Consider the following 21,580-nt stretch of genomic DNA (forward strand, 5'->3'; position numbering starts at 1 on the left):
TGAATATGCCCGTAAAAGACGGACTAATGATGAAGCAGGGGTCACAGAAAGTTATACAAAGATTGCGAGTATGTACAGGTATGGCAACGAAAAATCTGCATTTCTGTTGCTAGCAATAAGGTGTATAGCACAAAATGTTCATTCTGCGAGCTTCTGATACATTCACGTCATGATTTAGTTCCGCCGGTAATGGTTGCGGAAAGGGCGTTAACGTTCTGTACAAGACCGATCCCGTACGGCAGAATAACCGCCCTTTTTTTGCGTAAACCGGTGCGGATAAGGAGTCTGGCAGTGAAAATCAATGTCATAGGAACCAGCGGGAGCGGGAAATCGACGCTGGCGCGGGCGATTTCTCAGCAGCTGAACATTCCTTATATCGAACTGGATGCGTTGTTCTGGCAACCGGACTGGCAGGGGACGCCGGATGATCAGTTTTTTGCCCGCCTGGAAGCGCGGCTGGCGGGCAGTGAAGGTTGGGTGATTGACGGCAATTACAAACGCACGCAGGCCGTGAAATGGCGCGACATCGACATGATCGTGTGGGTGGATTATTCCTTCGGACGCACGCTGTATCAGGCGGTGAAACGTGCCGCGACGCGGGCGTGGGGGAAACAAGAGATCTGGGCGGGCACCGGAAACCGGGAGACGTTTCGGAAAAGTTTTTTCAGCCGGGAGTCGATCATCCTGTGGACGCTGAAGACATATACGAAGAACCGCTGCCAGTATCAGGCATTGCTTAACGATCCCGCCTGGCAGCATGTGCGTTTTATCCGTCTGCGATCACCCCAGCAGACTCAACTTTTTCTCCGTGACCTGACCCAGCTGTAACACCATCCACGGGCTGAAGGCCCACGGCGTAGCGCGCACACTGCTCAGCAGGTCATCCGGTTTTACCCACTGATAATCCATCACTTCTGTGTCGCGTGGCGCAGGCGTCTGGCGGCTGAAAGCGGCAAAAATCGGGCAAAACTCATTCTCGACAATCCCCGACGCATCGGTCGCACGGTACTGGAATTCGCCAATAAGCGACGTGATCTTTTCTACCGACAGGCCGATTTCATACTGACAGCGGCGGTAGACGGCAGATTGCAGGGATTCGCCGGGCAGCGGATGGCCGCACACGGAGTTGGTCCACACGCCCGGCCAGGCGACTTTGCTCAGGGCGCGGCGTGTGAGCAGGATCTCGCCGCGATCGTTGTGGATATAGCAGGAAAATGCCAGATGCAACGGCGTTTGTGCAGTGTGCACCAGCGCTTTGTCCATGGTACCCGCCGGTTGATTTTTAACATCAAGCAACACGACTTCTTCAATCATAAAAACTCCCGTTAGTCCTCCGTCATTGATTTCAACAGACGCACCAGATGCTGTTGATCGTCAGGAGAAAGTCTTGCCAAAAACTCAGTATCCACCTGCTGCCCGACCGGCTGGGTTTTCGCCACCACGGCTTTACCCTCCGGCGTCAGCGTAATAAAACGGCGGCGTTTATCCGCCGGGTCCGCCTCACGGTTCAACAGCCCGCGCGCTTCCAGACGCGACAGCATTTCTGCCAGCGTCGCTTTGCTGCTGACGGCGACATCCGTGAGTTGTACCTGTTCAATGCCCGGGTTTTCAGCAATTGAGCGCAACACCGCATATTGCGGCTTCGTCAGATCCGGGATGCATTGCTGCCAACGCGCGGTGTGTTGCTGGAATACCTTACGCATTAAGTGAAAGGCTTCCTGTCTCAATTGTGTGCTCATCATCATTTCCCGATTTTCTTATTGGTCTGCCTCTATCTTAGCAATCTCTGAAGCGCGAAGGCGACAAGCCATTGCGGGGTTTTCAAAAGGAGTATAAGGTAAAAGTCATTCGTATACGAACAAACTAAATGAACTGGGAAGGAGAATCGAGATGGCTTTTGATGATCTGCGCAGCTTTATGCGCGCACTGGATGAAAACGGACAACTGCTGAAAATTACCGAACAGGTGAAGGCAGAGCCGGATCTGGCCGCGGCGGCGAACGCCACCGGCCGTATCGGCGAGGGCGCCCCCGCGCTGTATTTCGATAATGTGGAAGGATTTACTGATGCCCGCATTGCGCTTAATACACTGGGTTCGTGGCCCAACCACGCCATTGCAATGGGGCTGCCGCCTTCCACATCGACCAACGAACAGATTGCCGAATATATCCGCCGCTGGGATACCTTTCCGGTGAAACCGGAGCGTCGCGAAAATCCGGGTTGGGCGGAAAATACGGTCGATGGCGAAGACATCAACCTGTTCGACATCCTGCCATTGTTCCGGCTGAACGACGGTGACGGCGGTTTTTATCTCGATAAAGCCTGCGTGGTGTCGCGCGATCCGACCGATCCTGACAGTTTCGATAAGCAGAACGTCGGCATTTACCGCATGGAAGTGAAGGGCAAACGTAAGCTCGGGCTGCAACCGGTGCCAATGCACGACATTGCGCTGCACTTACATAAAGCGGAAGAACGCGGCGAAGATTTGCCGATTGTCATTACGCTCGGCAACGATCCGATCATTACGCTGATGGGCGCAACGCCGCTGAAATATGACCAGTCGGAATATGAAATGGCGGGCGCGCTGCGTCAGGCACCATACCCGATTGCCACTTCGCCGCTGACCGGATTCGACGTGCCGTGGGGCTCAGAAGTGATCCTCGAAGGGGTGATTGAAGGGCGTAAACGTGAAATCGAAGGGCCGTTCGGCGAATTCACCGGACACTATTCCGGTGGCCGTAACATGACGGTGGTGCGCATCGATAAAGTCTCGTACCGCACGAAACCCATCTTTGAATCCCTGTATCTCGGGATGCCGTGGACAGAAATCGATTATCTGATGGGACCGGCCACCTGCGTGCCGCTGTATCAGCAACTGAAGGCGGAATTCCCGGAAGTGCAAGCGGTGAACGCGATGTATACCCACGGCCTGCTGGCGATCATTTCCACTAAAAAACGTTACGGTGGCTTTGCCCGCGCTGTCGGCTTACGGGCCATGACCACGCCGCACGGTCTGGGCTACGTGAAGATGGTGATTATGGTGGATGAGGATGTGGATCCGTTCAATTTGCCGCAGGTGATGTGGGCGCTTTCCGCCAAGGTCAATCCGGCGGGCGACCTGGTCCAGCTGCCGAATATGTCCGTGCTGGAACTGGATCCCGGTTCATCCCCGGCGGGCATCACCGATAAACTGATCATTGACGCCACCACGCCGGTCGCGCCGGATAACCGCGGTCACTACAGCCAGCCGGTACGCGATCTACCGGAAACCAAAGACTGGATCGTGAAACTGAATACCCTGCTGGCAGATCGCAAGATCTGAGCATTCACCGATTGCATTAAGGAGTGATTATGATTTGTCCACGTTGTGCCGATGAGCATATCGAACTGATGGCCGTGTCCCCGGTAAAAGGCGTCTGGACTGTGCATCAGTGCCAGCGTTGTTTATACACCTGGCGTTCCACTGAACCTTTGCGACGCACCAGCCGGGAACATTACCCGGAAGCATTCCGCATGACCCAGGCCGATATTGATAATGCGCCGATGGTACCGTCGATTCCGCTATTACTTAATGATTTATAAGATTTTCTCCTCCCCGCGTGACGTGAAGGGAGATGATCTGGCGGTTTTGTCCTGGACCTCCCCTGCGAAGGAGGCGGGGAGGAGGTTTAACAGACCACACCCACCCTGCGTACACGCTGACTTTTGTTTTTGACCTTAATACCCCACCCCAACCCTCCCCTTCGCAGGGGAGGGCGCGTTTAATTCCCCTCCCCATGTTACCGGTATCACATTAATCAAAAATCATAAGAAATTTATAACATCTCGCAATTGTGACTGCCTTTTAACCATTCTATAACAAGTCCTCGGGCCACGGACGGACTGACTTTTTTGTGTTTAACCCTACAAAAGGCAGGACGAAAAATGACTGCGAAATTATCCGTAAAAGAAAAAATCAGTTACGGTCTGGGGGATATGGCGAGCCATATTGGCCTGGACAATGTGATTATATTTTTGACGTTTTACTACACCGATGTTGTGGGATTACCGGCAGTCTTTGTCGGGACAATGTTTCTTGTTGCACGTGTCGCGGACGCGATTGTTGACCCGGCGATGGGGCTGATCGCTGACCGCACGCAAACGCGGTTTGGTAAATTCCGGCCGTATATTCTCTGGCTTGCATTGCCATTCGGCGCTAGCTGTCTGCTGGTTTACGCGGTGCCGGAATCCCTGACGCTCGGCGGGAAAATGGTGTACGCCAGCGTCACGTATTGCGTGATGATGCTGATGTATACCGCCATCAACATTCCTTATTGCTCGATGGGCGCGATCATCACGCCGGATAATTCACAGCGTATTTCCCTGCAATCCTATCGCTTTTTCCTCGCGACATTGGGCGGCGCGATGTCCACGTTCCTGATGATGCCGCTGGCGGAAATGATGGGCGGCGGAAATAAGCTCGACGGCTATTTTGGCGCGATGGCGATCATGGCGTCGATTGCGGTGGTGATGTTCCTGCTGTGTTTCTTCAACACCAAAGAACGTATCAGCGCGCCGCCGACGCACGAGAATTTCCTCTCCGATCTGCGCGATTTAGTGCGCAACGATCAGTGGCGCGTCGTCGCGGCTCTGATCTTCTTCAACATCTCGTTTGGTGTCGTGCGGCTCGGCGCGATGATGTATTACGTCACCTATTACCTCGGTAACGCCAGCTACTTTATGTGGCTGCTGGCGGCACACATTATCGGTAAAAGCCTCGGCAGTTTGCTGGTCAAACCGCTGACCCGCAACCGCAGCAAGCTGGCGGCGTTCACGCTTTGCGCCATCTTAACCGGTGCGCTGAGCGCAGCGATCTTCTTTGTCCCGGCATGGATTTCCCTGCTGGTCGGCATGACATTGCTGGTCTCTACTTTCTATCAGGTCACCACCACGCTGATGTGGGTGATGATGTCCGACGTGGTGGATTACGGCGAATACAAACAGGGCAAGCGTATGGACGGCACGGTGTTCTCGACCTTGCTGGCGATCCTCAAAATGGGGATGGCGGTGAGCGGGGCGGTGGTCGGCTGGACGCTGGGCATGAGCGGTTATGTGCCGCATGCCGCACAGCAAAATACTGCCGCGATGATGTCAATTATCGCGCTGTTCTCGCTGGTGCCGGGTGTGTTGTCGATGTGCAGCGCGCTGTCGATGCGCTGGTACAAACTGAACGATGCCACCATGGAACAGATCAACCAGTCCAAAATTTCTCAGGATCATGAGCCTGTCCCTCAGGCCACTTTGCATACACAGGAGTCCGCATGAGCGAATTAATCGCCGAAAAAAACCGTATCCTCTGGCATTTCGATCAGCAAACGCTGGTGATCGAACCCTGGGGTGAAAACAGCCTGCGCGTGCGTGCTACCTGCCGGCCGGCGCTGAATGATCATCTGTGGGCGCTGCTGCCTGCGGGCGATCAACCGCAGAGCGACATCAGCCGCGGCACCGAAACACTGAGCATCCGCAACGGCAACATTACGGCGACGGTGAACATCAAAGGCCAACTGGCGTTTTATAACCAGCGCGGTGAGCTGATCCTCGAGGAGTTCTGGCGTCAGCGTTCGACGGTCGGTATCGGCGCGACCGAGAAAAGTCAGGATAAATACATCAGTGCGCTGAAAATGGATGCCCGCGAATTTAAAGCCATTCCCGGTGGTAAACATCAGCTGACGGTGCGGTTTGAATCGCGGCCGGATGAGAAAATCTATGGCATGGGGCAGTACCAGCAAAGCTGTCTGGATCTGAAAGGCTGCACGCTGGAACTGGCGCAGCGTAACTCACAGGCCAGCGTGCCCTTTATGCTTTCAAGCCTCGGTTACGGCATGTTGTGGAACAATCCGGCCATTGGCGAGGCGACCTTCGGCAAGAACATCACCCGCTGGGAAGCGCAGGTCACGGAGCAGATGGATTACTGGATCACCGCCGGAGACACGCCCGCAGACATCATGCATCAGTATGGCCGTGCGACCGGCACCGCGCCGCAAATGCCGGAATACGCCACCGGTTTCTGGCAATGCAAACTCCGTTACCGCACGCAGCAGGAAGTGCTCGAGGTCGCGCGCGAATACAAACGCCGCAATCTGCCGATATCGGTCATTGTCATCGACTTCTTCCACTGGCCGAATCAGGGGACATGGTGTTTTGATCCGGTGGACTGGCCGGATCCGAAAGCCATGGTGGCAGAGCTGAAATCCCTCGGCATCGAAACCATGGTGTCCGTCTGGCCGACGGTAGACAGCCGCACTGACAATTATAAGGAGATGAAATCCAAAGGTTATCTGGTGAATACCGACCGTGGTGTGTCGGTGAATCTGGATTTCCTCGGCAACTGCACCTTCTTTGATGCCACACATCCCGGCGCGCGTCAGTTTGTCTGGGAGAAAGTGAAGCAAAACTATTACGATCTGGGTATCCGTACCTTCTGGCTTGACGAAGCGGAACCGGAATACCGCGCCTATGATTTTGATAATTATCGCTATCACCTCGGGCCGGTGCTGGAAGTCGGCAACATTTATCCGCAGAAATTTGCGCAGGGTTTTTACGACGGTTTACAGCAGCAAGGCGAAAACGAGATCGTGAATCTGGTTCGCTGCGCCTGGGCGGGAAGCCAGCGATATGGTGTGCTGGCCTGGTCGGGCGACATTCACTCTTCCTTCCACGCCCTGCGCAATCAGATTGCTGCGGGTCTGAACATGGGACTGGCGGGCATTCCGTGGTGGACGACGGACATCGGCGGGTTCCAGGGCGGCAATGTTAACGATCCGGCGTTTCAGGAGTTGCTGATCCGCTGGTTCCAGTGGGGCGTATTCTGTCCGGTCATGCGGTTACACGGCTACCGTGAGCCACAGATCCAGCCGCCGGAACCGTGGCGCGATGGCATCGCCCAGTGCAACAGCGGCGCACCGAATGAAGTCTGGAGTTATGGCGAAGAAAATTACCAACTGATGAAAAGCGGATTATTCCTGCGCGAAAAACTGCGTCCGTACATCAGCCGCATCATGCAGGAAGCCCACGAAAAGGGCGATCCGGCCATGCGCACCCTGTTCTATCAATACCCGCAACAGCCGGAAAGCTGGCAGGTGGAAGATCAGTACCTGCTCGGCGCAGATATTCTGGTCGCGCCGGTGCTGCATGCGGGTCAGCGCGAGCGGAAAGTGTGGCTACCGGCAGGAGAAACCTGGGTGGCACTGAATGGCGAACGGTATGAAGGCGGAAGGGCGATTACGGTCGCCGCACCGATGAGTGAAATCCCGGTGTTTGTGCGGGAAGGGGCAGACGTGAAAGGAGAACTTGGTATTTGACGCCCTTCTGAGGTTTCGCTTTTAGCTCCTCCCCTGCGAAGGGGGCTAATCGGGTAGGTTGGTTCTGCTCCTCCCCCTGCGAAGGGGGAGGCGGGGAGGGGGTTTAGCAGACCACTCCCATACTCAAACCCGCGCACACTTCAGCACTCACTTTTGACCTTAATACCCCACCCCAACCCTCCCCTTCGCAGGGGAGGGAGTTAACCCAATCTCCCAGTTTCCAGCCTGTCACTGTGGTTGCTGGAACATAGCCTGCGAGCGGAGCGCGCAGTTTAAGACGTGGAGATTCCAAAGAGGGCTCGTCATAGCCCTCTTTGGTCGGTTTCGGCGGCAATTGCTGAGCAGTCACCGCACGTGAGAAACCGAAACTTCCTCATTCCAGCCTTTACTCCAGCCCCTCCGTGCAACCGCAAATCCAGTTATCACAAAACCGTTATCTCTCCGCGAGGATTCCGTAATCCTTCCTCTTGTAATCTGATGCCATCGACAGCAACCGGAACGGTGGCAATCATGATTAACAGACGTAATTTCCTGCTGGGCAGCGGAGCGGTATCCGCCGTAGCCGTGATGGGGCTGGTTCCGTCACTGTTTTCCCGCCGGGCGGGCGCACAGACGACATCCGAAAAATTTGAAATCACGCTGACTGATGCTCAGTGGCATCAGCGCCTGAGCGAGGATCAGTACCGTATTTTGCGTGAAGCGGGAACGGAGCGGCCTTATTCCAGCCCGCTGAATGCGGAACATCGCCAAGGGGAGTTCGCCTGCGCGGGCTGCAACCTTCCCCTTTTTTCCTCGGCGACCAAATTCGACAGCCATACCGGCTGGCCGAGTTTCTGGCAGCCCTTGGCGGATGCGGCGCTGACCAGCCGGGACACCACGCTTGGGATGGTGCGGGACGAAGTGCATTGCCGTCGCTGCGGGGGGCATCTCGGGCATGTGTTTGATGACGGGCCGAAACCGACCGGTCTGCGCTATTGCATGAACGGGCTGGCGATGACGTTCACTCCGAAAGCTTAATCAGTCAGGACATTCATAATGAAAAATGCATCCAAAAAAGTGCGCAGCTTGCGTAATTACAGCCTGATCGCCGGACTGGTACTGGCTTCGGCCTTTGCCTTTCAAAATAACGCCTGGTCGTGGGGCGGTGGCGCAGAACCCGCGGTGGTGATCGCCGCACCGGCAAAAGATGAACCGGCAGGCACGTCACACAGCGAAACGGCGCTGTTTGCAGGAGGCTGTTTCTGGGGAATTCAGGGCGTGTTCCAGCATGTGAAAGGCGTGACCAGCGCGGTGTCGGGTTATGCAGGCGGGGACGCGCAAACAGCCCGCTACGAGCAGGTCAGCACCGGCGAGACCGGTCATGCAGAATCAGTGAAAGTGACGTTTGACCCGACGCAGGTGACTTACGGCGAGCTGTTGCATATTTTCTTCTCGGTGGGACACAATCCGACGGAGCTGAACCGGCAGGGGCCGGACAGCGGCACGCAATACCGTTCCGCCGTTTTCCCGCTCAGCAGCGCGCAGGCGGAAGTGGCGAAAGCGTACATTGCCCAGCTCAATGCCAGCCACAGCTTCAGTGAGCCGATGGTGACGAAGGTGGAAAACAATGCACACTTTTATCCGGCGGAAGCCTATCACCAGAACTTTTTAAACGATAACCCGGACTATCCGTACATTGTGGTGAACGATCTGCCGAAAATTAACGATCTGAAGCAGCACTTTCCGGCGAATTACCGCGAACAGCCTGTGCTGGTGAAGGAATAACGCACTCAGGATTTCATGCCGTGATGATGTTCATGATGGCTGTCATTGTGCGGCATCGGGTGATGAGGGTGCGGCTGTTCATGACGGGAAGCGTGATGATGATCGTGCGGGCCTGCGATCACACAACCGGTCAGGGAAAATAATAAAGTCGCAGAAAGCATCAGACGTAATAAAGATTTCATGGGTGCAATCCTGAAAAAAGAATAAGGGAGTGCGCATTTCGGAAAGTGAAATGTGCACTCTTGGCAGAACGGAAAAGAATAAATCAGAAGTCCATCTCAGCGCCTAAATAGGCCCCATCGATAATACGTTCGTCAGGATTGCCCGCCGTGCCGTCAAGACCGACATAACGGTAACCCGCTTTCAGTTTTAACGGTTCAACAGGCACCCAGCTAAAACCGGCATCGGCTTCGGTATAAGATTTCACCCGATTGCTTAACGCGTCAGGGGCGGAATAACCTTCTGCATAAAATGCCAGGCTGTCCGTAAATGACACGGTAATACCGCCACCTATCGGGAACGCCACGCCTTCGTTATCAGAGGTGGAGCCTTGCATATACAGCGCTTTTGCGCCGAGATTAATCATCGCCGGTCCCAGCGGAATATTAAAACCGCTGCTGATGCCGCCGATCTGACGACCATTTTGGGTATTCTTCGCCCAGTTGCCCTCAATATATAAACCGGATGTCTGACGGCCCATTCCGACATTCAGTTCGGTGAAATCCGTACCCGCTTTTGCACCGAGTTCCATGGCCTGAGACGGGGCAGAAAACGCCATGAATACCGCGATTGCGCTGCCAGCGACAGCAAGTTTGATTGTGTTTGTCCGCATTGGATTACCTGTTTATGTGTTTAGCCGGGGGCAACCATTACCGGAATTTTCACCAGACCGGCGACCCCTTTTGTCCGGCGTTATAAAACACCCGGACGGCCTTACGCATCAATTTATATGTCAGATGACGCCATAAATAGGTTTTAATTCTGCCATTTAGAATAATAACTGCATGAATGTTTTGATGGCGGCGAAACCATTCAGTACGCCACGCAGACGAATTGCGGCGAATAGGTACTGCTGATCACATAAGTCTGGTCGCGGATCGACTTCACGCCGATGTTTAATGACGCATTATCCCCGGTGGTTTCCAGCCACATCTGATCGAAGTCAGCGTCAGGCGTGGTATCCAGAGGTGACGGTGTCACTTTATCAATGTCGAAATGGAACGTTTTATTATCGACTTTGACACCATGACTGAGATAAACCGTACGTTCCAGATAGGTGTTTCCTTTATCGGATTTCACATAGCCTTCGTACTGAATAATCCCTTTGTCTTTATCGTAAAATTGCAGGCTTTCGATGATGGAAAATACCAGTTGTCCATTTTCAACGTCCATTTTGACGTTGGCGAAGGCTTTGCATTTCAGCGTAGGAATGGCTTTACCTGACGGCAGGAAAATAAAGGCGGCAACAATGACGCCAGCAACAATGACAGCGAGAGCGAGGTGTTTATTCATCTTCATGGCTTAACCCACTTATAGTGGTAAAAATTATCACAGGAAAGAACCTCTTTCTTTTTGCCGACAGAACACAGAGACAATAAGGTTCTGGCATTGTTTTTTGATGAATAAGACCCTTCATTGTTATAAATAATCATGTTGTTTTTTTTACACTGCAGGTTATTCGCTTTAAGGATAAGACCGACCCGCTCCAGCACGGCGGGTTTGTCCTCATCCGGAATATCTTTCAGGTATATCACCTCACACCCGGTATCCGGTTGCTGAATTTCAGTGATGCCGTTATTAGCGTCATAAAATCTCCAGATACCCCAGACCATTCCTGCCAGGATTGCCACGCTCAGTAACAGGAAGGCAATGTGCCGGAAGTAAGAGGCAGCCTGCACGGGGTGATCCGTGACCCCAGGCGTGACCGGTGGCGGTATTTTCTCCGGCGGCGTGTCCGCCAGCGGTTCCACACTGACGGCGGTATTCAGCTTAAAGCCGACTTTGGGCAAGGTGACGATCAGTTCGTGACATTCGAGAAGTGCCAGATTACGCCGCAAAATGCTGACGTACTGGTTAAGGTTGTTGCCGGACGCCTGCAAACCATGCTTATCCCAGACCGTTTCCAGCAGGTATTCCCGCGTCAGGTCACGGCCGCCGGAGGCCAGAAACTCTTCCAGCAGACGTGCCGCCGGAAGGGTCAGTTTTATGACGTCCTGACTGGCAGGATAATGCAGCGTGCCATCATCGGTATTAAATTCTATCGCTTTATCAATAAGATATTTCATCGTGCCCTGATTGAAATGAGTAAAGCCAACCAAAATCCCGTCGGATTTAAAAAAACGCCTCGGATTAATAGTATACAGGCTAAATTCTGCCAACCGAGTCCGCGCCGGGGATAAGTAAAACTCTTAGCCGCACCGGGCAAAAAGCAAATTATTATGTTGTCGAAACGCGCTATTGATAAATAAAAACCTATATATCCCCCCATCGGGTAATTAAATTGTCTGCCACGCGAAAACGCGGTTTCCTGCATGCCTTACTGACTGAGCGGGAGCGGCTTCGTGGACATCACCTTTACTGACTTTCTCATCGGATTTTCCTCTGCCCTGGACTTGTTAAGCCCTGAAAACGGACACCGTGGCGTGCGGCGTGCCTACATCGTGATGAACATTGCCCGTCAGCGTGGCTTCAGCCAGCCTGCGCAACAGCGCCTGTTTATTGCGGCGTTATTGCGCGACCTGGGCCGGGGTGCGCATGCGCCCGCGGATTGCGCGCAACGGCTGGCCGGGATCCCGCTGCTGGCTGACAGCGCCGGGCTGATCGCCGGGAGAGGGCAGCAGCATCCGGAAAGCCGCTTGCTGGATCTGGCGGATAATCTGGATTTGCTCGCCCTGCATGAATTTCCGCGCGGACATTATCCGTCGCAGGCGATCGAAACCCTGTGTGATTCCATCGGCTCACGCTATCTGCTCGACGATGTGCTGGCGTTACGCGAAATCGGGCTGGATCGCGAGTTCTGGACTGAACTGGCCTCCGCCACGCTGATCGACAATCCCTGCGCCTTTGCGCCGTTTCCTCCGCGCGTACTCAGCGATGATGAACTGACACAACTCTCCGCGCTGCTGGCCTGTGTGATTGACCGGCATTGCCGCTCCGCTGAGCAACATTCCGTCATGGTGTCGGCAATCAGCGCCCGGCTGGCGCAACTGTACGGATTTTCCAAAAAAGGCATCGCGCATGTCCGTGTCGCAGGGCTGCTGCATGACTTAGGCAAGCTGGTGGTGCCCGCCGCGCTGCTCACCAAAGCCGAACCGCTGAGCGATTTTGAACGGCGGCAGATCCATATTCACCCGCAGTTCACCTGGAAAATTCTGTCCCGCATCGCCGGTCTGCATGACATCGCGCGGATGGCCAGTTTTCATCATGAACGGCCGGACGGTAAGGGCTATCCTTTCCGTCTGCGCGGAACGCAGCTGGATCTGGGGCCGCGCATTATCTCGGTCGCCGATTGTTACGCGGCGCTGCGGGAATCCCGTTCTTACAAACCGGCCTTCCCGCCGGAAAAATGCCTGAGCATGATGCAGGAGACCGCCGCGCGCGGTGGCCTCGATGCTGACGTGGTCGGCGCGCTGTTCTCGCACCTCATGGCCGAAGCGGACAGTGTCAGCGCATCTCCACTTCCGCAGTAATACTGACCTCAAACTCCCCGGCCTGCGCCTGTTCGCGGGCATCGCGGGTCAGCTCTGCCACATAACCGGTATCATGAAAGCGGGCGTTCGGATCCGCTGCCGACGCACTGAAATCCACATATCTGCCCGCTTCATTTTTCACACTCAGGGCAATGCCCGGCAGACTGGTTTTAATGTGCTGCGCATCCACCCGCTGTCCGCTGAAACTGAAATGGATCGCAATGTTGTCGTAATCTGCGGGATGTTTGCACACCACCGGCAGCTGAAAACCCGCCGCTGAAAGCACCCTGCGTTTACCCAGCGTCGCCTCCGGCAATGTCACCCGCAGATTTTCACGGGTCAGGCTGCACTGACTGACATTAATTTTCAGCGCATTCAGTCCGATCATCAGCGCCGGAGTGCCCTGTCTGCTCAGCGTCAGCAGGGTCGGCAAGGTGTAATCCCCCGCGGCAACCTCGCCGGTTTTATACAGTCTGATGGCGAAATTCCCCCTCTCACTGGCCAGCCTCTCAGCGGAAAGGCTTTTGCCGTTTTGCAGGCAGGTCGCGCCATCTGCGGTACAAAAACTAAAGCCAATGCCCGGAATGCCGGTCTGGTAGATCCCGCGCGGGTTGTCCCATTCAGGCCGGATGACTGACACCTGCAGGTCACCGCCGGAAAGACGGGTCGCGCTGAAGGCGCTGGCGGGCCATGTGGCCAGCAGTGTGCCGTCGGCCTGCATTTGTTTCACCGACAGAGTGCCGCCTTTGAGGAGCAGCAGGTTTCCCGTTGCGGCGTGGGCGACGGAAAGCCCCGTGGTCAGGCAGTAAAAGGGCAGGAAGAACAGGGCGGTACGGCGGGTTATACACATGATAATTTCCACAACGTTGAAGACTCTGAGGGCGGCGAAGGCACCGGGTTTTCCGGTGAGGCAATGTGGCAAAGTACCTGGCCGTGCAGGCGGGCGGTGAGCGGCCAGTGACGGTGAGTGAAATCCGCCAGCAATATCCCGGCAGCGCCGCCGATGCCCATTTCGGTATGGCTGGCGTCCAGAATTTCTGTGCCAAACGGCAAAGGTTTCCGCCGGCTGTCCAGAATTCTGGCGAAGCGGCGGTCATGACGGCTGGCGTTAAATTCCGCCTCGATAATCGCGCCCTGCGTCGGCACGACTTTTTTCACGGTGGCAGGCACATCAATCTGTTTATTGAGGGAATCCGGATCCAGCCCGATATCGTTCGCACGGTAAGGCACGGCATAAGGAATGACGGCATTTCCCCAGCGGTCGGTATACAGATTCTGATTATTTTCAATTTTCAGACCGCCGGTTTGCGGGGTATGGACCAGCACCACGGTATCCCCCAGCGGCTGGCTGAGCGTGATGCCATGATGATGCGCAATCACGCCGCCCTGTAGCCCCAGCATGGTCTGCTGATAGCCCTGACCCTGAGAAAAACCGGCGCTGACGATCCCCGCAGACCCGCTGTAAGCACCGGACATATTTGATGATGTGCTGCCCGCCTGTGACGACATATTGACGTCGTAACTCAGCTGATTGTCGTCAAGAAAGGTGCCGTTCAGGGAGGCCGTTTGCTGGCTGCTGCCGTGCGAACCGGTCAGCGTATTCAGCCCGGCGCGATGATTCTGCGTGGCACCGAGCGGGATCTGCACATTGAAGGTCAGGCTGTTATCGACAATGCCATGCAGGTCCCGCTGGCGGGTGTAGTAAACCTGAAACTGGGATTGCCAGTGGCTCATGCTCAGCCCGGCGCGGGCGCTGTGCTGGTGATTTCCGCTCCAGGTCCGGTCCTGTGTATAACGCAACATCAGGGTCAGCGCGTCAAAACTCTGGTCGAACTGCACGTTGTACTGATCATGATAACGCTGGCCGGTGGCCTGATGTTGCGCCGTGCTGATGGCGTCGCTCACTTCCTGATAATCCGGGCTGTACTTGTGTTTCCAGCTCAGGTTCAGCGTGCTTTGCGTCTGATTAAGCGTACGGACAAACAGCGTTTCCAGCTGCTTTCCCTGCCACGACGCGCTTTCCGGCGCGGTGCGTGCTTCGCTGCGTTTAAGCAATACCGACATGCCGCCAAGCAGTGGCATGTTCGCCGCCAGTCCGCCGCCGCTGTTCTGATAGTGAAATCCGCTACGGGTGGCGAATTGTTGTCCGGCCAGCAACGTGAAGGTGTTACTGAGGCCATAAAAAGCGCTGGCCTGATAGATTTCCGGCATCAGGGATCCGCTGCTGCCGCTGCGATAATGTCCGCCTGAAAGTTCGTAATTAAATACGCCCGGCGGCAACAGTGCGGCGATGGCATTGAACGGCTGCGTGAAATGCTGCGTGCTGCCATCGGTTTCGCTGACCGTGATATCCAGATCGCCGGAACTGCTGGCGCTGTGCAAATCCCGGATCACAAAGGGGCCGGGCGTCACGCGGCGCTGATCGATAACAAAACCGTTCTGGCGGATCACCACCGTGGCGTTGGTTCGTGCGGTGCCGCTGATCGCAGGCATGAAAAAGCGCTGGTTATCAGGACGCATCTCGTCGCTGGAATACAGCGTCATGCCGCGCAGGGAAACCGATGAAAAAATTTTTCCCTGGGTGAAGAAATCCCCCGCGCGGAAGGTACTTTTTAGTCTCGCAATATCGCGGGTGAGATAGCTGGCGCTGCTCTGGTAATGGCCGCTTTCGCCACGCTGATAACGGAAATAACCGTCATTGCGCAGCCGCCAGTCCCCCAGATTCAGGCCATTGCTGAGGGTGGAACTGACGCTGTTTTGCTGGCCCTGACTGCCGGTATTACGTTGCACATTCAGGTTGTAATTGACGCGGGCGGCAGTCAGCCCGGCACGCCAGTTTTCCTGCGGCGCAATGTCACCGGCGTCCTGATTCAGCCGCGCCTGCGGCACGGTCAGGGAAAGCGTTTCGCTGCCGGCGTCGTAACTCACCCCTGCGTGATCGACAAAGGCGCTCAGCGGCTGTAGCCCGTCAGGGGAGTGATCCAGTGTCATGCCCAGACTTTTTAGCGTGGCGGCAGTGAACACCGGCTGCACGGTGCCTTGCACCAGACGGAAAGGTCGGGTGACCTGTCCCACGGTGTCTGCATTGATGCGCAGGGTGACCGGATAATCCCCCGCCAGCATCTGGCTGCCTTTCAGCAAAACCGAGGTGTCGATCCCGCGCAGATTATCCATTTTTTCCATCAGCGACAGATCAAAGTCCTCGCCGGATGCCAGCCCGCAACGGCCTGCGGAAATCAGGAAAAGGATGAGATAACGCGGGGTGAGTTTCATGATAAATGGCGAAAGCCGGGCCTGATGGCCCGGTCACGTCTGACGGTGAAGGGTGAGGTGCGCCAGACGCTATTTCCGCAAGTCTCTTTATATCCGCAGCGGTTATTTATACGTGAAGGCGAAGGTGGCGCTGGACGTGACATTTCCGGCCGTCACGTGGTCTGCCTGTTTCGCGTATTCCACGATAAAATTGATGTTGTCTTCGCCCGCATTGAGACGCGACATGTAATCATCCGCCGGGACTTCAGCGCCGTTAAGCGCCAAAGGCGTCGACTTATTCGCTTCCGTGAACAGCTCGAATCCGACACCTTTTGCACTGTCTTCATCGGTGCTGGTGTTGGACAGCACGGCAGGGCTGGCACCCTCGCTCTGGCCTTCAATGGTTAATCCGATATCGGACGCCGTGGCTTGTGCGGCGCAGTTAACACTGAGCTGGAAGGTTTTCTGCTGATCTGCCGTGGCCTCACCCGTGCCGAGTGCCGAAATTTTTTGCAGATTAATGTCCGGTAATTCAACCGAGTGAGACGTATTGTCGTTGATGGTACAGGTCGGTGCTTTGACCTGCCCGCCGAACTGGATCTCAACGGAGGAGCCTGTGGTATCGGCCATTGCCGTATTCATAAAAGGTAACAACGACAACGCAACCGCACACACGAGCTTATTTTTAGTAAACATCATTTCCTTGCCTTTATTATTTATTCAAACGTTGAGTTAAAACAGGAATAGCCACTTCCCGGAAAAAGAAGTGCTCACTTTAATAACAGCGATGACGTAACACGACGGGCTGTTATAAAGAGACGTGTTGTATTTCTGAGAATCCGCCAAAATCATTAATAATATCGTAATAGACGGTGCGGACTGTTTTTCCGCCGGGGACAGAAATCGTTAAGGTGGAGAAAGGCGCGACCATATTGGCCTTCAGTTCATTGTCGGGATTATTCACCGGACCGTCCCAGACTTTATCGAAGGTAATATGGTAAGGCGTTGGATTGGTGACAATCAGTTTGCCCGGCGTGGCGCGCCACGTCATTTGAGTGAAGCTTTCATGCAGCTCGGGATCAATGCTTTTCGGGCGGTAGAAAATCTTGATGCGGGTTTTAAAAGCCACCACCAGTTGCGGGCCTGTGGCCTTTTGCCGCTGCGGGATCTCCTTGATATTCAGCCACATCATGGTTTCCCGGTCAGCGGGCAGTTTCTCACTGTCGATTTTCTCGATACGTACCGTACTGGTGCTGTTGGCATTCACTTTCGATAATGGCGGATAAACCGTGAAATGTTCTTCCTCCTGCGCGTGCTCATCTTCAATCCATGCCTGCGCCAGAAAATTAAGATTGGTAGGGTTATCCACTTTAACCGATTCCTGTGGATCCGCCTCCGGATATATCACCCGTGTCTCATCAAGAATCAATGACGCCAGACAATAAAAAGGCACCAGATATATCAGGGCGGCAATCGAAATCCTCACAGGCATATTGACGTTCATTATTTTTCCGCTATTCAAAGAAATTTCTTTAAGGAGATTTACATTCTGTTGTGATGATTATAGGTTTCTAACTTAAACGAAATATAAACGGCGAAAAGCGATATTTTGATGTGTTACAGAGATGAAAATAAACGGCAGAGGATGTAAAACGGAGAGGGATATTTTGCAGTCCGGAGGTAAATAATGATGCCGGAGGGTGAAAGGCTGGCGACCGATCCGATCGCCAGCTCAGCGTGCATTTTCAGGTCAACGCAGAGGCGGCGATGTTATTTCGCCAGAAGTTCTTTGCGGACGATTTCTGCGCCGGCACTTAACGCGTCCAGTTTGCCCCTTGCGACGCCACGCGGTAACGGGATCATGCCGCAGTTGGTGCAGGGATAAAGTTTGTCGGCATCGACAAATTGCAGCGCTTTACGCAAAGTCGCGGCCACTTCTTCCGGGGTTTCAATGGTGTTGGTGGCCACGTCAATCGCGCCCACCATCACTTTTTTACCGCGGATCAGTTCCATCAGTTCCATCGGAACATGCGAGTGGTGGCATTCCAGTGAGATGATATCGATATTGGATTTTTGCAGTTTCGGGAAAATCTCTTCGTATTGCCGCCACTCCGTCCCCAGCGTTTTTTTCCAGTCTGTGTTGGCTTTGATGCCATAGCCGTAACAGATATGGACAGCCGTTTCACATTTCAGCCCTTCGATGGCGCGTTCTAAGGTGGCAATGCCCCAGTCGTTCACTTCATCGAAGAACACATTAAAGGCCGGCTCATCAAACTGGATAATATCGACGCCCACCGCCTCTAATTCTCTGGCTTCTTCATTGAGAATTTTAGCGAATTCCCAGGCCAGCTTTTCGCGACTTTTATAGTGGTTATCATAAAGCGTATCGATCATGGTCATTGGCCCCGGCAGAGCCCATTTGATCGGTTGTGTGGTTTGCTGGCGTAAAAATTTAGCATCTTCCACAAACACGGACTTTTTACGACTGACCGGGCCGACGACGGTCGGCACACTGGCGTCGTAGCGATTACGGATCTTCACCGTCTCACGTTTCTCGAAATCAACGCCTTCAAGATGTTCAATAAAGGTGGTGACAAAATGCTGACGCGTTTGCTCGCCGTCACTGACAATATCGATCCCCGCCTGCTGCTGATCTTCCAGACACAAACGCAGGGCGTCCTTTTTACCGTCGATTAATTCCTGATCCTGCAATTTCCACGGCGACCACAGCACCTCTGGTTGTGCCAGCCACGACGGTTTAGGCAGACTGCCCGCCGTTGATGTCGGTAATAACTTTTTCATACACAGGTGACCTTATCTTTTTTATGGTTAATCAGAGAACGGAATGAGCAGACCACTGTTCAAGCACAGTCTGGTAGGGTTTGATGAAGTTTTCTTCCGTAAATTTCCCCTGCTCAATCGCCAGATGACTGCGTTCTTCCCGGTCATAAACAATGCGGGTTAACGAATAATCCTGATAATTCAGGCTCGGCTGATACTGTATTCCGGCGGCGGAATTCGCATTATAAATTTCAGGCCGGTAAATCTTCTGAAACGTCTCCATCGTGCTGATGGTGCTGATTAACTCGAGATTAGTGTAATCGCCGAGTAAATCGCCGGAAAAATAAAACGCCAGAGGCGCAACGCTATTTTCAGGCATGAAATAGCGCGCGCGTAATCCCATTTTCGCGAAATATTCATCCGTCAGGGAGAGTTCATCCTGCTGATATTCAACGCCCAGTACGGGATGTTTATTGCCTGTGCGGTAATAAGTGCTTTTGCTGGAAACACTCAGGCAGATAACAGGAGCCTTCGTAAACTGCTCTTTGTAAATGTATGATTTAACGAAGCATTTGAAGATGTTGCCATGCAGTTCGCCAAAGTTATCCGGCAGGCTGAATTCGGGTTGTTGTTTATTGTGCGCTGGCAGTAAAACGCTGAAGTCATAATCACGCACATAAGAGGAAAAGTTATTTCCCAAAATCCCTTCAAAGCGTTCGTTGGTTTTTTTATCCACGACGGTGGTTTTCAGTATTTCAATCACCGGGAAGCTGTCGGCCTGACCTTCAACATCAATATTCAGCTGAGCAGTAATAATGTCGAGTTCGACAGAATACCGGTCTTTTTTAGGGTTATCCCAATGGGCCAGAGAATTGAAACGATTGTCAATCATCACTAAGGTGTTGCGCAGATTGTCCTGACGTTTTTCACCCCTTGCCAGATTGGCAAAGTTAGTCGTAATACGCGTATTTTCCGAAGGGTTATAATTTTCGTCAAAACGAATGCTCTTAATAGTGAATGTAATTTCTTTTTTCATTTTTATCAGGTGTCCCGGCTGCTGAAAAACCTACATTATTTCAGTAGTCTTCATATTTAAGAGTGAATCGCGATGACTCTTTTATGCCTGAGTCATTGAGTGAAAAAAAGTGATATAAATTCACTGAACATGAACAAAGTTCATGATCCTGTCTGCACGTCACCGGCACACTTCGGCGCTGACCGAAGCTTCCGTTTTTTACCGGTAATAAGCTGAGTGAAATTCATGACGGAGCAGAAAAATGATTGCAGTCCTTTTTGAGGCAGATGCGGTACCCGAAGCGCGTGAGCGGTATCTTGAACTGGCGGCCGAACTGAAGCCGTTGCTGGCGGACACGCCGGGGTTTATTGATATAGAGCGTTTCCAGAGCCTGAGCACGCCCGGAAAAATCCTGTCTTTATCCTGGTGGCAGGATGAGGAGTCGGTGGCTGGCTGGAAACAGAATCTGACGCATCTGGCAGCCCAGAAAGAGGGAAAACAGTCGATTTTTTCCTTCTACAGAATCCGCGTTGCCCGGGTATTTCGGGAATATTCCTCCGACACGTCTTCAGCGAAAGGAGCGCATCAGCATGTATGACATTCACGTTATCCTCGGCAATTGTCCGGGTGCGCTTGGCTCACTGGGACGCGTGCTCGGCCTCAACGGCGTGGGTCTGGAAGGCGGTGGCGTATTTTCCACACCGGAAGCGGCACACGCACATTTTCTGGTGGAAGAGGGCGAGACAGCCCGTCAGGTTCTGACGGAGGCTGGCTTTGAGGTCAGAAAGGTGGCCCGCCCGCTGATAAGAAAATTGCCGCAGAAACGTCCGGGAGAACTCGGTGAAATCGCCCAGACACTCGCCCGGCATGGCATTAATATTCTGGTACAGTACAGCGATCACAGTAACCGTCTCATCCTGCTGACGGATGATGATCTGCGGGCGGCGGAAGTCACTCAACAATGGGCCATACACTCTGAATGAATTTTCTTCAAACCGAATACGACAGTGAGCCGGACGATTCCCTCGAAAAATCCATGTCACTGGTGGCTTCCGCGATATCTGACCCGTCAAGGGTCAGTATTTTGTGTGCTTTGATGGACGGACGTGCGTGGACTGCGACTGAACTCAGTGCGGTGGCAGGCATTGCCGCCTCCACCACCAGCGGTCATCTTACCCGGCTGCTCAGCAACGGGCTGGTGATTTGCCTGACGCAGGGACGCCACCGGTATTACAGCCTGGCTGGCCATCATATCGCCGGACTGCTGGAAAACCTGATGGGCGTTTCCATGCATAATCATGCGGCTTTTGTATCCCGGACGCCGGTGATTCTGCGATATGCGCGGACCTGTTATGACCATCTGGCCGGAGAACTGGCGGTAAAAATCTACGATTTCCTGCTGCATGAAAACTGGCTTGAAGCTGACGGGAATGCGCTGACACCGGCCGGGAAAGAACATTTTCAGCGTCTAGGTGCCGTGCTTGATCCGCGCCCGCGCCGCAAGGCGTGTTGTCCTTGCCTCGACTGGAGCGAAAGGCGTTTCCATTTGGGAGGGGATGCGGGGCAGGCATTAATGACGCTGTTGCTGCAAAAAGAGTGGATATCCCGCACGCCGGGCTTTCGCGAAGTCAGCGTCACCGACAGCGGCAGAGTGGCCATGCGGCGGTTGTTCGGCCTCGATCTGGCCTGATCCCCCTCCTTAACACCCTGTCAGGGATGGGGGATTGTGACGAACTCTAC

Annotated in this window: 23 protein-coding genes; 11 read left to right on the forward strand and 12 right to left on the reverse strand. The window is 54.0% G+C overall.

Annotated elements, in window-relative coordinates:
- Positions 1-291: 291 nt before the first annotated feature.
- Complete coding sequence (locus EYY67_RS16880) at positions 292-828, forward strand: AAA family ATPase (protein WP_131693923.1); 537 nt, start codon at positions 292-294, stop codon at positions 826-828.
- Here the strand turns inward: EYY67_RS16880 and idi are convergent.
- Both idi and EYY67_RS16890 read right to left on the reverse strand, forming a co-directional pair.
- On the reverse strand, positions 781-1,314 hold the full coding sequence (gene idi / locus EYY67_RS16885; RefSeq protein ID WP_131693924.1) for an isopentenyl-diphosphate Delta-isomerase: 534 nt from the start codon (positions 1,312-1,314) through the stop codon (positions 781-783). The two genes, EYY67_RS16880 and idi, sit on opposite strands and share 48 nt — an antisense overlap.
- Positions 1,315-1,325: 11 nt before the next feature.
- On the reverse strand, positions 1,326-1,739 hold the full coding sequence (locus EYY67_RS16890) for a MarR family winged helix-turn-helix transcriptional regulator (RefSeq protein WP_095925829.1): 414 nt from the start codon (positions 1,737-1,739) through the stop codon (positions 1,326-1,328).
- A 151-nt stretch (positions 1,740-1,890) separates the two neighbouring features.
- On the opposite strand from EYY67_RS16890, the gene EYY67_RS16895 reads away from it, so the two are divergent.
- From EYY67_RS16895 to msrA, 6 genes are all read left to right on the forward strand, one after another.
- The gene (locus tag EYY67_RS16895; RefSeq protein WP_131693925.1) at positions 1,891-3,321 is read left to right on the forward strand and encodes a non-oxidative hydroxyarylic acid decarboxylases subunit C; all 1,431 of its coding nucleotides are present in this window, start codon (positions 1,891-1,893) and stop codon (positions 3,319-3,321) included.
- Positions 3,322-3,350: 29 nt separating this feature from the next.
- Positions 3,351-3,581: a non-oxidative hydroxyarylic acid decarboxylases subunit D gene (locus EYY67_RS16900; RefSeq protein ID WP_095925330.1), complete on the forward strand. Its 231-nt coding sequence runs from the start codon at positions 3,351-3,353 to the stop codon at positions 3,579-3,581.
- Positions 3,582-3,923: 342 nt separating this feature from the next.
- Positions 3,924-5,303, forward strand: coding sequence for a glycoside-pentoside-hexuronide (GPH):cation symporter (locus EYY67_RS16905; protein WP_095925329.1), 1,380 nt, complete (start codon positions 3,924-3,926; stop codon positions 5,301-5,303).
- Complete coding sequence (locus EYY67_RS16910; protein WP_131693926.1) at positions 5,300-7,339, forward strand: glycoside hydrolase family 31 protein; 2,040 nt, start codon at positions 5,300-5,302, stop codon at positions 7,337-7,339. Before EYY67_RS16905 ends, EYY67_RS16910 begins: the two co-directional genes overlap by 4 nt.
- A gap of 510 nt (positions 7,340-7,849) precedes the next feature.
- Positions 7,850-8,356 carry a peptide-methionine (R)-S-oxide reductase MsrB gene (gene msrB / locus EYY67_RS16915; protein ID WP_131693927.1) on the forward strand — a complete coding sequence of 169 codons (507 nt, stop codon included), beginning with the start codon at positions 7,850-7,852 and terminating at the stop codon, positions 8,354-8,356.
- 18 nt (positions 8,357-8,374) lie between these two features.
- Positions 8,375-9,103, forward strand: a complete 729-nt coding sequence (gene msrA / locus EYY67_RS16920; protein ID WP_131693928.1) for a peptide-methionine (S)-S-oxide reductase MsrA — start codon at positions 8,375-8,377, stop codon at positions 9,101-9,103.
- A gap of 5 nt (positions 9,104-9,108) precedes the next feature.
- On the opposite strand, the gene EYY67_RS24520 is transcribed toward msrA, so the two are convergent.
- The 4 genes from EYY67_RS24520 to EYY67_RS16935 form a co-directional block, all read right to left on the reverse strand.
- Positions 9,109-9,285 carry a lipoprotein gene (locus tag EYY67_RS24520; RefSeq protein WP_165497969.1) on the reverse strand — a complete coding sequence of 59 codons (177 nt, stop codon included), beginning with the start codon at positions 9,283-9,285 and terminating at the stop codon, positions 9,109-9,111.
- Positions 9,286-9,368: 83 nt separating this feature from the next.
- The gene (locus EYY67_RS16925) at positions 9,369-9,935 is read right to left on the reverse strand and encodes a YfaZ family outer membrane protein (RefSeq protein ID WP_095925324.1); all 567 of its coding nucleotides are present in this window, start codon (positions 9,933-9,935) and stop codon (positions 9,369-9,371) included.
- Between the two features lie 200 nt (positions 9,936-10,135).
- Positions 10,136-10,621 carry a FidL-like protein gene (locus EYY67_RS16930; protein ID WP_131693929.1) on the reverse strand — a complete coding sequence of 162 codons (486 nt, stop codon included), beginning with the start codon at positions 10,619-10,621 and terminating at the stop codon, positions 10,136-10,138.
- The gene (locus tag EYY67_RS16935; RefSeq protein WP_131693930.1) at positions 10,618-11,388 is read right to left on the reverse strand and encodes a winged helix-turn-helix domain-containing protein; all 771 of its coding nucleotides are present in this window, start codon (positions 11,386-11,388) and stop codon (positions 10,618-10,620) included. Before EYY67_RS16935 ends, EYY67_RS16930 begins: the two co-directional genes overlap by 4 nt.
- 276 nt (positions 11,389-11,664) lie before the next feature.
- Here EYY67_RS16935 and EYY67_RS16940 point away from each other — a divergent pair, with 276 nt between their 5' ends.
- Positions 11,665-12,792, forward strand: coding sequence for an HD-GYP domain-containing protein (locus tag EYY67_RS16940; RefSeq protein ID WP_131693931.1), 1,128 nt, complete (start codon positions 11,665-11,667; stop codon positions 12,790-12,792).
- Here EYY67_RS16940 and EYY67_RS16945 read toward each other — a convergent pair.
- The 6 genes from EYY67_RS16945 to EYY67_RS16970 form a co-directional block, all read right to left on the reverse strand.
- Positions 12,767-13,642 carry a hypothetical protein gene (locus EYY67_RS16945; RefSeq protein ID WP_131693932.1) on the reverse strand — a complete coding sequence of 292 codons (876 nt, stop codon included), beginning with the start codon at positions 13,640-13,642 and terminating at the stop codon, positions 12,767-12,769. The genes EYY67_RS16940 and EYY67_RS16945 overlap by 26 nt on opposite strands.
- Complete coding sequence (locus tag EYY67_RS16950; protein WP_131693933.1) at positions 13,633-16,065, reverse strand: fimbria/pilus outer membrane usher protein; 2,433 nt, start codon at positions 16,063-16,065, stop codon at positions 13,633-13,635. Before EYY67_RS16950 ends, EYY67_RS16945 begins: the two co-directional genes overlap by 10 nt.
- Before the next feature lie 102 nt (positions 16,066-16,167).
- Positions 16,168-16,674 carry a fimbrial protein gene (locus EYY67_RS16955; RefSeq protein WP_165497970.1) on the reverse strand — a complete coding sequence of 169 codons (507 nt, stop codon included), beginning with the start codon at positions 16,672-16,674 and terminating at the stop codon, positions 16,168-16,170.
- 178 nt (positions 16,675-16,852) lie between these two features.
- On the reverse strand, positions 16,853-17,536 hold the full coding sequence (locus tag EYY67_RS16960) for a fimbrial biogenesis chaperone (RefSeq protein ID WP_165497971.1): 684 nt from the start codon (positions 17,534-17,536) through the stop codon (positions 16,853-16,855).
- A gap of 278 nt (positions 17,537-17,814) precedes the next feature.
- Positions 17,815-18,846, reverse strand: a complete 1,032-nt coding sequence (locus EYY67_RS16965) for a methionine synthase (RefSeq protein ID WP_095925321.1) — start codon at positions 18,844-18,846, stop codon at positions 17,815-17,817.
- Positions 18,847-18,877: 31 nt separating this feature from the next.
- Positions 18,878-19,861: a DUF1852 domain-containing protein gene (locus EYY67_RS16970; protein WP_131693936.1), complete on the reverse strand. Its 984-nt coding sequence runs from the start codon at positions 19,859-19,861 to the stop codon at positions 18,878-18,880.
- A 241-nt stretch (positions 19,862-20,102) separates the two neighbouring features.
- On the opposite strand from EYY67_RS16970, the gene EYY67_RS16975 reads away from it, so the two are divergent.
- The 3 genes from EYY67_RS16975 to EYY67_RS16985 are packed head-to-tail and all read left to right on the forward strand — an operon-like array spanning position 20,103 to position 21,530.
- Positions 20,103-20,438, forward strand: a complete 336-nt coding sequence (locus tag EYY67_RS16975; protein WP_131693937.1) for an antibiotic biosynthesis monooxygenase family protein — start codon at positions 20,103-20,105, stop codon at positions 20,436-20,438.
- The gene (locus EYY67_RS16980) at positions 20,431-20,823 is read left to right on the forward strand and encodes an amino acid-binding protein (RefSeq protein ID WP_131693938.1); all 393 of its coding nucleotides are present in this window, start codon (positions 20,431-20,433) and stop codon (positions 20,821-20,823) included. The genes EYY67_RS16975 and EYY67_RS16980 overlap by 8 nt, the downstream gene beginning before the upstream one ends.
- The gene (locus EYY67_RS16985) at positions 20,820-21,530 is read left to right on the forward strand and encodes an ArsR/SmtB family transcription factor (RefSeq protein WP_131693939.1); all 711 of its coding nucleotides are present in this window, start codon (positions 20,820-20,822) and stop codon (positions 21,528-21,530) included. The genes EYY67_RS16980 and EYY67_RS16985 overlap by 4 nt, the downstream gene beginning before the upstream one ends.
- Positions 21,531-21,580: the final 50 nt, after the last annotated feature.

Source organism: Rahnella victoriana, from assembly GCF_004330295.1.
Classification (GTDB): Bacteria; Pseudomonadota; Gammaproteobacteria; order Enterobacterales; family Enterobacteriaceae; genus Rahnella; species Rahnella victoriana.